At 68.8% G+C, this 12275-nt stretch carries 10 protein-coding genes and 1 pseudogene; 4 read left to right on the top strand and 7 right to left on the bottom strand.

Going from position 1 to position 12275, the window contains the following annotated elements; translation table 11 throughout:
- Positions 1-18 precede the first annotated feature (18 nt).
- The gene (locus tag E4099_RS06670; protein ID WP_135338009.1) at positions 19-666 is read left to right on the top strand and encodes a TetR/AcrR family transcriptional regulator; all 648 of its coding nucleotides are present in this window, start codon (positions 19-21) and stop codon (positions 664-666) included.
- Between the two features lie 160 nt (positions 667-826).
- Entirely contained in the window at positions 827-1696 is an 870-nt protein-coding gene (locus tag E4099_RS06675) for a recombinase family protein (protein ID WP_209446538.1), read from the top strand.
- 344 nt (positions 1697-2040) lie between these two features.
- Here the strand turns inward: E4099_RS06675 and E4099_RS06680 are convergent, their stop codons facing one another.
- Positions 2041-2475, bottom strand: a complete 435-nt coding sequence (locus E4099_RS06680) for a hypothetical protein (protein WP_135338010.1) — start codon at positions 2473-2475, stop codon at positions 2041-2043.
- 419 nt (positions 2476-2894) lie between these two features.
- On the opposite strand from E4099_RS06680, the gene E4099_RS32865 reads away from it, so the two are divergent.
- Positions 2895-3050, top strand: a complete 156-nt coding sequence (locus tag E4099_RS32865) for a hypothetical protein (protein WP_167828307.1) — start codon at positions 2895-2897, stop codon at positions 3048-3050.
- Positions 3051-3294: 244 nt separating this feature from the next.
- Here E4099_RS32865 and E4099_RS06685 read toward each other — a convergent pair whose 3' ends face one another.
- Complete coding sequence (locus E4099_RS06685; protein WP_135338011.1) at positions 3295-3663, bottom strand: hypothetical protein; 369 nt, start codon at positions 3661-3663, stop codon at positions 3295-3297.
- 878 nt (positions 3664-4541) lie between these two features.
- Complete coding sequence (locus E4099_RS33545; RefSeq protein ID WP_209446539.1) at positions 4542-4832, bottom strand: hypothetical protein; 291 nt, start codon at positions 4830-4832, stop codon at positions 4542-4544.
- A 648-nt stretch (positions 4833-5480) separates the two neighbouring features.
- Here E4099_RS33545 and E4099_RS06695 point away from each other — a divergent pair.
- Positions 5481-6014, top strand: a complete 534-nt coding sequence (locus tag E4099_RS06695; protein WP_135338012.1) for an SMI1/KNR4 family protein — start codon at positions 5481-5483, stop codon at positions 6012-6014.
- 262 nt (positions 6015-6276) lie between these two features.
- On the opposite strand, the gene E4099_RS35140 is transcribed toward E4099_RS06695, so the two are convergent.
- The 4 genes and pseudogenes from E4099_RS35140 to E4099_RS35145 all read right to left on the bottom strand — a co-directional run.
- Positions 6277-7821, bottom strand: a complete 1545-nt coding sequence (locus tag E4099_RS35140) for a VOC family protein (protein WP_245244639.1) — start codon at positions 7819-7821, stop codon at positions 6277-6279.
- Positions 7822-7964: 143 nt separating this feature from the next.
- Positions 7965-9527, bottom strand: coding sequence for a bifunctional phosphatase PAP2/diacylglycerol kinase family protein (locus E4099_RS06705; RefSeq protein ID WP_135338013.1), 1563 nt, complete (start codon positions 9525-9527; stop codon positions 7965-7967).
- A 1572-nt stretch (positions 9528-11099) separates the two neighbouring features.
- The gene (locus E4099_RS06715; protein ID WP_135338014.1) at positions 11100-11546 is read right to left on the bottom strand and encodes a Tn3 family transposase; all 447 of its coding nucleotides are present in this window, start codon (positions 11544-11546) and stop codon (positions 11100-11102) included.
- Positions 11546-11933: pseudogene (locus tag E4099_RS35145) on the bottom strand (hypothetical protein); the annotation flags it as partial. The gene E4099_RS06715 and the pseudogene E4099_RS35145, both read right to left, overlap by 1 nt.
- Positions 11934-12275 lie beyond the last annotated feature (342 nt).

Consider the following 12275-nt stretch of genomic DNA (forward strand, 5'->3'; position numbering starts at 1 on the left):
GAGCAAAGGTATTCAGCGATGACTCCCGCAGACTCAGGACCGGAAGGCACCCGTCCGCCGCCGACCCGCCGCCGGCCCGGGGGCCGCACCGCCCGTATTCGCCAGCAGGTGCTCGACGCAGTCGTCGCGGAGCTCGGCGAACACGGTTATGACGGGCTCACCACGGACGCCGTCGCCGCCCGCGCCGGCGTGCACCGCGCCACGGTGTACCGGCGTTGGGGGGACGTCGGCGGCCTGCTCGCCGACGTCCTCGACGCGGCGTCCGACGACGACTGGCAGCCACCGGACACCGGCTCACTGGAAAGCGACTTGGCAGCACTGAACCAGGAGATCTACGCAGCCCTGACTGCACAGCCACCGATCATGGCAGCACTGATCGCCGCCTCGTTCCGCTCCGAGAAAGCCGCCCAGGCCCAACAGCGGCTCTGGGAGGACCGATACGCGCGCTGCGAAATCATCGTCAGCCGGGCTGTCCGGCACGGCGAACTACCGCCGCGCACCGACGCCCGGCAACTTCTCATCGCGGCCACCGCACCGCTGTACCACCAACTGGTGCTCCTTCGCGCGACCCCCGACCCGCAACTGCCCGGCCATGCAGCCAGAACCGCCGCCCTCGCCGCAGCCGCCGGCTCCTTCGCCGAGCCCCCGTCAGCACGCGATGCCTGAGCGAGCCTTCACCAGCTCCGCACTGCTTGCGCGGTTCGTTTCGTAGGTGGTCGCCTGTGAAACACCTACCCGCCCGGCGGTCCACGTGCGGCGATTATGTTTCATGAGTTGTTGCAAACGACTGGACGTCTGAAACGCCCTCATGAAACAGTCCGGGGTCGTGAGCGACGACTTCAAGCGCGTGGAATCGCACGACTGTCCGATGTCCACCTGCGCTGCCCCTGCGGGCTCCCCGTGTCGCACCGGCAAGGGCAAGGTGGCCATCCAGTACCACACCGCCCGCTTCCGCCTCGTGCCCCAACTCGCCAAGGCGCTCAGCGTGCCGACCCCCGCCGTACGCAAGCCGGGCTCGGTGTGGACCGAGCTGCCCCGGCCCGTCAGCGCCGGCATCGAGCCGGTCGGGCACGTCCGCCTCGGCTACGCCCGCGCCTCGACCGCTCGACAGTCCCTCGACGCTCAGCTCGACTCACTTGCCGAGACCGGGGTGACGCGGGTCTTCTCGGAGAAGATCTCCACCCGCGCCACTCGGCGCCCCGAGCTGGAGGCCGCCGTGAAGCTCGCCGGAGAGATTCGTTCCTCCGGCGTTGCCGTGACCCTGGTCGTCCACGAGCACAAACGGCTCGGCCGCGGCATCGAACTCGCCATGCTCGCCGAGGAGCTGAAGGCGAGCGATGTCGGACTGGAGTTCCTCACCGGGGAGCTGAAGGGCTCACACGATCCGTCCGGCATCGTGTTCACCGTACTCGCGGCCATGTCCGGGATGGAGCGCGAGTACATCCGCGACCGCACCCTCGAAGGCCACGAGTCCGCCCGCAAGCGCGGCAAGACCATCGGCGGCGCGTGCGTCACCGACGAGTCGATGCTGTCCATGGCCCTTCACCTGCGCGACCAAGAGATGAGCCTGCGCGACATCGCCAAACGGCTGGTCATCACCACCGGCGCGAAGAAGGGCCAGCACCCCTCGCCCGCCACAGTCATGCGGATGCTGCGCGAACATGACGAGGAGGCCGCTACGGCGGCGAGCACGTGATTACCCGGCTACTTTGCGGCTGGTGTCTGAGCTAGGACTCCAGGGCCTCCTCGACTCGTTGGGCACCCCGAACGCCGTCCGGCAACAAGCCTGCTCACCTCGGCGCGGCGACGGCGACACGTAGCCCAAACAAGCCTGGCGCGGCCTCCGGCAGGACGGACCCCGAAATCCCGGCCTCCCTGGGCACACCGTGGCCGCAGGCGACCGGCCACCTCTTGGCCTGTCGGCCTCGCCGGTAGTACTGGGAGGACGGGATTCAAGGACATGACGCGGCGGTGCGCGATATCGGCCACGCACCGCAGAGTCATGGCGGTAGCCGACTGGGCGGCCCGGCTGTTGGGCGGTCAGTTCTCGGAGATCACAGAGAATTCGTCACCCGCGTCAATCTCACTTCCGTCGTCGGCCTCAGGCCCGATTTCCTTGCCCGTGCCCAGCGAGGCAGCGGCCGCCGCGGGCAGCTGCGGGGGCCGGACGGACAGGTCCTGGGAGGCCCTGTCGATGTTGATGTACGCGGGGCCGGAAAAGATGTCGGGACCCCTGTCGGCCGTGATCATAATCTGGTTGTTGCGGATCACGTAGACCTTGTGGATGCCAGGAATCGCGTTCTTGGGCACCGTGCAGGGGCTGTTGCGGTTCACCTTCGCGTTGAAGGTGTCGAACACCCAGGCGCAGTACAGCCTGTCGTACCCAGCCGCCTGCGCGGCGGTCGCGGTGGCACCCATCGTCGCGACGGCCGCCGCCAGAACCAGGGCGGCGGCAGCGGCTCGCCGGCGCGTCATACGGCTACTCGACTGTACGTTCTCCTCAGCTCGGTCATTCGTCGGAAGGGCCGCAACGAGAACCACGCGCGGCTCCTCATATAAACGATCACCGCACGGCAGTGTCACTCCTATCCACCAGGCAGCTGCCTGCCTGCACTGGGACGGTGCAAGAGTGGCGGCGAGCGCGCTGCGCTTCACGTCACACCGAATCTGGGCACCTCAGGACCCGGTGAACAGAGAACTCGCCCGCCTGCGGATGCCTGTCGCTACGGCACCTGCGGCGCGGGTCGAACTGAAATCCGGCAGGGCGGCCGCAAGGCCATCTCCATGCGCCAGTCCGCGAGCGACGCACGACACGAGACCCGGAGCAGCAGGCGGCGATCGAGCAACTACACCCCTGCTGTTCGATTCCATGGGTTACTCAGGTGCCTCCCGAAGTGGGGTCCGTGTGCCTCGCCGCCGGCCGCAATGTCCTTCTCGAACCCGGAACCACCCACACCATCAGCCTCAACGCGGCCCCTGCCGACGGCACCCCGGTATACGCCCTGGTCCCGGCCGACATCGCCTTCGAAGTCACCACGCGCGAGGTCTGATCACCTGGGCCCGCGGCACGGGGTCAGGCGTATGGAGGGTCGAGACAGTATGGGGCCGGACAGGCAGGCACGATGGTTTCGAAGTGGAGCCGCGAGGCCGGTGCTGAAGGCCGGGGTATGCCTGATCGATACGGGCGGCCAGGACCTGCGTGTACAAGGTCAGGAGATCACGAAACCGCCTGAAGGTGAGAGCGTCAGGGTCGGCGAGGATGCGCGCCTCGGCTCGGGTGGTGTGGAGTGCCTCCTACGCGAGGGCGGTGGTGTGGAGGATGGGGGCGAGGCGCAGGTCACTGCCGGTGAGCTCGGCCCAAACGACGGCGGTGGCGGCTGCCGGATTGGTGGGCCGGTCGGTGGCTGCTCGGGCTGATAGGTGGTGCCACACGGTGGCGGGCATGGTCCAGCTGCGGAGTCGGGTGCGGCGGTGCTCGTAGTTGATCGGATCGGGGAGGGTCTCGATGGTGCGGGCGATGTGGTGGAGTGCTTGCTGGTAGGCGCTGGCGTGGTTGGGGTGTGCCTTTTGCCAGGTGCGGATGTGCAGCCGGGCGTGGTGGGCGGTAGCGCGGGTGTGTCCGAGGCGGAGAGCGGCGGCTTCGTAGGGGATGGGGGTTGCCATCTGGACGAGGCGAATCGCGGCGTCGCGGCGCAAGGGGAGTTCCGGGACGTCGAGGCCCGTCAAGGGTCTGGTCCAGGCGTCGGGCAGGCGTTGGGGGATGTGCCGGGCATCGAGGGTCCCCTGCCGAGCGGCAGCTTGTGGGAACAGAGGTCTGCGGCCGCGCCCCCTCCGTTGGCGAGGTGGTGGGGCCGTATCGCCGCGTCGACGGCCGATGTCAGTGCCGGGGAGCAGTGCGGTACCAGGGCTCGTAGCCGGTTCCAGCCGATCCAGCGGGTGGTCAGGGAGGCGGTGAGCTGTTCGACGCCGCTCGCATGGCTGGCGTGGGGCGCGTGCCTGGTTCCGGATGGTCCAGGCGGGTGGCGCACCAGCCTCGGGGCGGCCCGGCCAGGCTGCGACCGGGGTGACCGCGGCTCCCGGGTAGGGCCAGGCCATGGTCTCGCCCCAGCCCGGGCGCATCGGCAGGGGCGACAGCACGTCCCGCAGCAGAATCGCGACCGTGGCTGCCGCTGCGGAATCCGGTCTCGACCTCCATCACGTGTTCCAGCCGGATCCGGGCCCGAGCCAGATCATGCTCGGACAGTTCCTCCACCAACAGCCGGCGGTCACCGGATCCGGCTGTCATGACGCGACCGGATGGATCCACGTGCCATCCCCGAGCGGTCCGCCAAGGGCGAAGGCCAAGCGCCGCCGCCACAAGAGGCGCAGCACATGAGATCGAGCCGGCACCGGCCACCGTGTCGCGTCGACCAGTGCCCCGAAGCGCCGTGGACCGACCGCCGCCGCGAGCAACTGACCCTCCAGCCCGAGCGGATCGGTTCCCGGACGACGCGCACCCGCCAGAACCTCCACGCTGGCCGCGATGCCGTCCCGCCAGCCCGTCACCACCAGGTACCGCCAGCCAGCAGAAGCCGCGACGCGGCTGGTGCGGCGAACATGACGACGTCCGACTCCTTCACGAGGTGAGCAGGGCGGACATCGATCAGCAGCGTCTGGCCCGCCGTCGCCACCAGGAAGTCCGGAATGTGCTCCCGTCGGCGGCCCCGGTCGAAGAACCGCAAATTGAACGGCTGCGACAGCACATCCCAGACCTGGCCGCAGAAGTCCAGGACGGTGAGCGCCCGGCGCTCGGCGAGACTCTCAAAGCCATGTCCACGACCAGTCGCCTCCATGAACGCCAGACCAGGACGATGCCGCTGACCCGGGCGCCACGAGAACGACCGGACAGGCCGAGCGCGCCCCCACGGAAACGCGCAGAGATCGCGCACGGGGCAGACGACCTCGGATCCATCTACCCGCCACATCACAGCCCAGCGCCCCGCCCAATCCGGCCTCGAATCGTCAGCCTCCCCGCACCGAACCGCGTACGGCGCCACCAGCTCATCGAAGCCACAGCAGTGAGACCACACGCCCCCCGAACCATCACCAGACATGCCATCAGGACACCGAACGGAACACCGCGAATCCGGCAAAACCCAGAAAGCAGCCTGATCGGCATGACCGACCCGCTACCCTGCGGGCCTGCTAACGCTCAGGGGCCAGCTAGCGTGCTCAAGGGCCAACTATCGCGCTCAGTCACAAGACAGTCGACTTTCCGCGTGACGGGCCGGACCGCTGACCCGAGCGCGGGTATGACCACAGTGGGTGGGCAACCGAACCACGTCATGGGCCACGCGGTACACCAGCACGTGGAATCGAGACGCCGCGGGGCAGTGGCCGCAGCTGCAAGCCGCCGGCGGCGACTGGGGCGCCTACGCCACCGAGATCAGCCGCTGCTCACGCTCACCAACGCACCCGCCACGAACAGAACAGGGCACCCGATGACCACCCCGAAGCTCTCGGCCGACTGGCTCACCACCTGGCAACGGGAGATCACCACCATGCTCCAGCAGACCCTCGCCCTCTTCGAGACCGCCTACGGCTACCCACCAGGCGACAACGGTGTGCTCGTAGCCGACGGCCAAAGCCGAGCCACAGCCGCGCGGCTGGATGACGCTGCTGACCTCCCCACCACCCTGGTCACCTTCTACTCCTCAGTCTCCGAGCTGCAACTGTCCGACGTCGACCACGGATACTTCATCCACCCGCCCGACTTGGTGCTCGACCACCTCACCGAATACGGACCGGTTCGCCTCACCGACCACCGCACCGGCATCGTCTTCGGCAGCGACGGCGGAGGCAAGCTCTTCGCCGTCGACCGGGGCGGGCAGGTTTACCAATCCACCACGGCATCGTGGACTGACGACTTCCAGCCGGCAGCCCCATCCCTGGCCCAGTTCCTCGAACAGCTCCACCGAGCCACCGCGAACTTCGCTGACGACACCAGACGGCACTCGGCTGCCGACCACGGCTGACCGATCCCCGGGTGAATCACCACCGGGTCCGTACTGCGGTCGGGGTCTGGTGACTTGGCGTCGCAACTGTGGGGCCGACCGCCGGGGAGGCCGCAGCCAGGGGACGGCAGTAGCGGGGTCACCCGCTCCCACAGGTAGTCAGGAACAAGATCAGCACGTTACCCGGGACACCTGTCGACCGAGATCGCCGAGTACAGGACCCGCAGCTCGATCACTCTGAACGATCAGCAAAACGGCCTGGGCGGCAGGGGCAAGCGGGGTGTCAGCAGGTGACGTGGAACTCGTTCCCGCCGGCGTCGAGGAACTCGCCAGGTTCCCAGTCGCGATGCGTGACCTCCAGGCGCAGCCTGTTCCGCGCCGTCTTCGGCGCCGCGGGCGGCCCCATCACCAGCGAGACCGTGCTGGTGGGGCTCCGGCGCAGTCGGGCACCCCAGTCGTGGGACTCGACCGTCTGCCAGCCGGCCCGGGACTGCCAGAAGTCCAACTGCGCGTAGCGGTCCTCCTCGGAGACGTCGAGGCAGATCGCGACGAGGCCGGAGTCGGCAAGCACGCCGGGGTGACCGGGACGCAGGACGCAGAACTCGTTGCCCTCCGGATCGGCCAGCACGTCCCACGGGACGTCCCCCTGGCCGATGTCGATCCGCGTCGCACCGAGTGCGAGCAGGCGCGCCACCTCGGCCTCCCATTCCGGCCCCCCGGCCAGGTCGAGGTGGAGTCGGTTCTTGTGCGCCGCCTTCGGCTTCGCGGTCGGCACGAACCGCAGCTCCAGGCCGCCCGTCCGGCCCTGCAGCGCGTCCAGCCAGAAGCGATCCATGCGCGCGACATCCAGCGCGTCGATCACGATCCCGGTCAGCATCCCGTTCCCCCAAACCGTCGAACCCGTCGCCTGCTCATTGTCGCTGCCGCTGTCGGCGTCAGCGCTGGAACCCCAGTTCGGGAACACACAGCCGCCCAGAGTAGCGGTGGCACCGTTCGGGAACGGGCGGCAGCATTGGGCACACCGGGCCACCCCCTTTGGGTGTTCCTGGCCTTCGGTGTCGCGATGCTCGGCTTGGCCGGCTGCGGCGGCAGTAAGGGCGAGAAGCCCAAGGCCACCGACTTCGACAAGTTCGTCGAGTCCCAGACACGACAACGCCTCGCTCAGATCGCCGGCATCCCCGTTTCGGTGGAAACGGTCGTGCAGCGCGAACCCGAGCTCCGCCTCATGCGCTCCGCGGTGCAGGCTGTGCAGGCCCGCGGTCAGCTCGCGCAGCCGGTCGATGTGCTCGTCCGCGAACTCGCCCCCGGAGGCCCGCGCCCGCGCGTGCAGCGCGTCCACCAGATCGTGCAGCGCGGCCGTCCGCTCGTCCCCGACCGACCCGTCGAGTCGCGTCCGGGAACTGGCGATCACCGCGTCGACCTCGCCCAGAAACATCGAATCGGCAAGGACGTCCTCACTCGCCAGCTCGGCCAGATGGCCGTACGGCAGATTGAAGAACGACAGCAGCGTGCCGGCCTCCCCACCGCGGTTGTGAAGCATGCGCATCGCCAGCGCCATGGTGTTCGCCCGGTGATCGCCGACCGCCTCGGCACGGCGCTGCAGCGCGGCCGCCGCGGCGGCGAATCCCGGCGCGTCCCGCGGGTTGTCCCGGTACCGGTCGACCCTGCCCATGTGCAGGGCGATGGCCTCATCCAGGTCGGACAGGTGCCCTGACACCCGGTAGCGCAACACAAGCAACTCGCACAGCCCCTGCACACACGCGTCCCGGGACGACTCCGTATCCGCTTGCCCGTACGCGACCCGGAAGGCCGCGATGCCCTCGTCCACGTCGGCCGAGCCGGGGGCGAGCAGAGCACGTTGCCACAACGCGTACCCGAGGGCCCCGAGTCATTGGCACAACCACGCACCGGCGTTCGCCACTAGTGACACTCGACTGATCGAGAAAGGGGGGCCCGCGCACCCACTCCAGGTCAGCCGCTGTCCGGTCCGAGGGAGGGTCGCAGTCGGCGCGCAGCGGCGGCCGCCGCGCGGGCGCGCTGCAGCACCTCGTTGCGGACCTCGGTGGGCCGGTAGACCGTCAGCTCGCCCGGCAACTTGGTGATCACCATGGCGTCGGGTGCCCTGGTCACCTCGCCGTCGAAGGCCCGTACCCCCACCCGGTCCAGCTTGGCCAGGCTCAGCCGGCGGGTCTGCGCCGAGAAGTAGACATGAGAGCTACCGAGAGTACCGGTCAGAGCCGCGAGCACCAGCCGGGTGCGGGCCAGGAGCGGCTCGCTGTCTATCACCCGCACATCCAGGAGCCCGTCGTCGAGCCGCTCCCGGTAGGCGGGGGCGAACCCCTCCGGCGAGTAGCGGCCGTTCCCGACGAAGACCAGCCAGGGGCGGTGCGGACGCCCGTTGATCTCGATCGCCATCGGTTCCGCGGTGCGCAGCACCCGGGCGAGTGCCACTGCGGCCCCGGGCCACTTGCCCAGCCGCCCCTCCAGGCGCTCCCGCAGGTGCACCAGCTCCGGGTAGATGCCGATGCTGAAGGTGTTGAGGAAGCGCGCCTCGCCGTCCGGCCGCCCATCGAGGGGAGTGGCCAGCCCGAGATCCACCGCGATCGCGTCCCCCTGGGTCACCGCGTGCGCGGCGTCCTCGAAGTCGGGCACCCCGGCGTCCAGCGCGAAGTGATTGAGCGTTCCACCAGGGAAGACCGCCAGCGGCAACCGACGTTCGGCGGCGAGCCGCGCGGCGGCGTTGACGCTGCCGTCCCCGCCGCAGATGCCCAGCGCACCGCCCGTCTCGGCCGCCCGCCGGGCGGCCCGGTCCAGCAGGGCGCCAAGGTCGTCATTGGCGCCGCGCTCCAGGATCTCGGCCTCGGGCAGCAGCGCCCGCAGCCGGTCGGCGGCGGTCAGTACGGTGCCCGGACCGTTCCCGGCACCCTGGTTGACCACCACGACCAGCCCCCGGCCCGCAGGCAGCGCGGGCGCCGACACCCGGGGCCGTGCCTCGGCCGGCGTCTGCGGTCTCGGCGGCCACCAGCGGCAGGTGAGCACGGCCGCCCCGATGCCCAGGGCGACCCCGGCCAGGACGTCGCTCGGATAGTGCACCCCCACATAGACGCGCGAGGCAGCGACCGCCGCGGCGACCGGGATGACCAGGGCGCCGTACCCGGTGGACTCCAGGGCCACCCCGGTCGCGAAGGCGGCGGCGGAGGCCGAGTGCCCGGACGGGAAGGAACTGGTGCGCGGCTGCTGGGTCAGCCGCCGGACCAGGGGCACCGGATCCACTTCCGGCCGGCGACGGTTCACGGTCCACTTGGCGACCGTGTTCGCGGCGAGCGAGGCGGCGGCGAGCGACCCGAGCCCGCGCAGCGCGGCACGGCGGGCGGTGGTACCCCCCACGGTCGCCAGCCCGGCGGCCACTCCCAGCCACAGTCGGCCGTGGTTGGCCGCCCGGCTGAGCCGGGGCAGGACCGGGTGGGCGCCGCGCAGCCGACTCGCCGCGACGCGGATGAAGAGACGCTTGTCCAGATCGGAGACGTGTCTCATGGGCAAGGGATCCTACGCGGTCCGACCCGCTGGCGCCGACCTGCTCGTCGGCGCCGACGGGATCCACTCGGCCGTAAGCCCGCGCGGCCTCTCTGGCGGTAGTTCGGAGAAGGCATGTGAGAGACCAGGCCGGTAGGCCCGCTCACCTTACGGTACTCGTGCCACCCCGAGGCGGTTTCTTCGCCTTCGCCACCGTTGCTGGTCCTCATGGCCACCTGAGCGCACCGCTCTGCCGCACACTGGCGACGCACATCTCCGGATACGGGACGTATGGCGGACGCATGACCCCATGGAGTCCGTTTCACCTGTGAATGACCCGCATCTCCGTTACGGGGATATGAACCCCAACTAAATGCTGAAACCCTTGCCACACAGGGCGATTCGACCTTCGAATTCGAGGCGCTACGGCGATTCAACTCTTTGAATCTAATGCCTGTGGTCCGGAGTGGAGAACCCGCCTCCGGACACACCGGGGCTGCTCGTCGATCGAGGAAGTAGCCGATCCACTCTGGGAGCACCGCGACATGGCAGCACCATCGCCAGCCGAATCATCGGAACTCCAGCCGGCGGCCGAAGCGCCGGTCGCCCGGCACCGCGGGCCTCTCGCCGCCGCGCTGCGGGCGCTGCGCCGGGACCGCACCGGCATGGTCTCGCTCGCCGTGGTCTGCCTCGGACGACTGCTGCCCCTTCGGCGGCCAGCCGTTGGGGCGCTGGCGGCGCCGATGCCGGAGGACGCCCCGGTGACCACGGCGGTTCTGTGCTGGAGGCGGTTCATGAGGGAAGGCAACCGGAATACGCCGGAAGTGTGCCGTAGGACGCTGTGATCAACCCCGACGGCGAGCCGCGGGGTCGCGTTCAGCGACGTGCCGTGCGACCGCGTCGACGCCGGGACAGGCCTACCGCTCCAGGGATCGGACGGAGGCGTGCCTGGAGCGGGCCAGCAGCATGGGGGGTGCGCCAGCGTTGATCTGTACCGACTGCGGTGACTCGTCGCTTCGCCCAGGGCTTGCCAGACTCTTCATGACGGCCCTCGCGGCCTCGATAGAGTCGAAGGACAAGACGACCACCTGCGCCGTGTGCTCAAAGTCCCCTTCCGCCCGGTTCACGGTTGGTTCCCTCGTCGTACGAATCGAACCCCATGACGACCTGACCGCCGATTTACAGCTCGCGGCCATAGACAGGCATTTCGTGAAGGCATCCTTTCCTTCGAGCACCTGGGGATCTGCCTCACCTCGCCACCCGGCGGGAAGGTTCTCGCGGTCAGGCATCGCGCTACGCATCTGCGCTGGCGTGAGCTCAACCGGAGACCGGTCCCCATCGTTCCCCGCACAGGCGGCCAGGCTGATCACACAAGCCACCACATGAGTCAGGTCTCGAAACGGTGCACGCACAGCAACTTCCCGCTCCCATAGGTGCTTTGGCGTGACCAGTGAATCCCATCGACTGCTCAGGCGCCACAAGCACGGCAGCGAGTAGCAGCCAAATCCGCTGAAGCCCGCAACGGGCGAGGAGAAGGCGGCCGCGGCCCGGTTCACCGGCTGGGACTTCCTCGACCTCATCGCGTGGCCACCGTCAGGCGGCCATCCGTAGCCGCCCCACCGCCTCGTTCTCGGGCGGCTCCATGTCCAGGTGCCAGGTCCCGAAGCGTCGGGTCTTGCTGGTGATGTACGGGGTGACGGTGGACAGGTCCACGGGGTCCACCTCCCACCCCTCGTCGATGAGGTCGTTGGCCACCTTCGCGATGTCCACGGCGGTATGAAAAATGAGGCAGTTGGCCAGCAGCTCGTTGAACTTGATGGTCTTCTCCTGGTGGTCCGGGTCGTTGTCCTGGAGCACGTCGGAGGCGAACATCAGCCAGTTGCTGAACTTGTGGAACGCCACGACCTTGTTCGTCATCGACTGGATCGATTCGCGCAACTCGGGTTCCGACAAGAACCGGAGGAGCACGATCGTCCTCATGACCCGGCCGAGCTCGCGGTACGCCTGGTAGATGCGATTGCGCCTGGACTCGTTGCCCAAGGCCTGTCTGGCAAATGATCATCTGGCTGGTTCACGGAGCCAGGTGATCAGGGAGGCCAGGGTGAGTCCGGCACGGTAGCGATTAGCAAGTTTGTCGAAGCGTGTGGCGATTGCGCGGAACTGCTTGAGGCGGGCGAAGCATCGTTCGACGACGTTGCGGTCGCGGTAGATGACTTTGTCGAAGGCGGGTGGCCGACCGCCGAGGACTCCTCGTCGTCGGAGTCCAAGAGAATTGATCATGGAATGGCAAACGTGTGGCCGCGATTCCGCGGGTGACATGGTCCGGATGGTGTTCATCCGCTGTCGTTCCCCCTTGTCCCGGCGGCGCGGCTCCACGCCCAAGCGCATCAGGCTGCGCCCCGGGGTCGCCGGCTGGCATAGGACGGCGATCACTCACACGAGCGAAGAGCGTGTCCGTGGACACCGAATACCGGACACCGGGGATAAAGTGTCGTCACCGTCAGTGGATCACCTCAATTCTCTTCCGCCGAGCGGGCTATGACGCCCGGAGACTCGGTCGCGGCCTGCTCGGGCCACCTAGCCCGCCGCCACACGCGGCCTTGTCCACGTCGAGCCGCACCAGCCTCGGGCCTTGCTGGCGACTTGTCAGGAGCGGCCCTACACTGCGCCGCGCGCCGCCGCACGTCATGGACACGTTCGTCTTCGCCAAGGGAGCTGCCATGAACGCCAGCGCCACCCCCACTCGGGGATCCTCCCCCGCCCCCGGAG

Origin of the sequence: Streptomyces palmae, from assembly GCF_004684805.1 — a bacterium.
In the GTDB taxonomy this organism is placed as follows: domain Bacteria; phylum Actinomycetota; class Actinomycetes; order Streptomycetales; family Streptomycetaceae; genus Streptomyces; species Streptomyces palmae.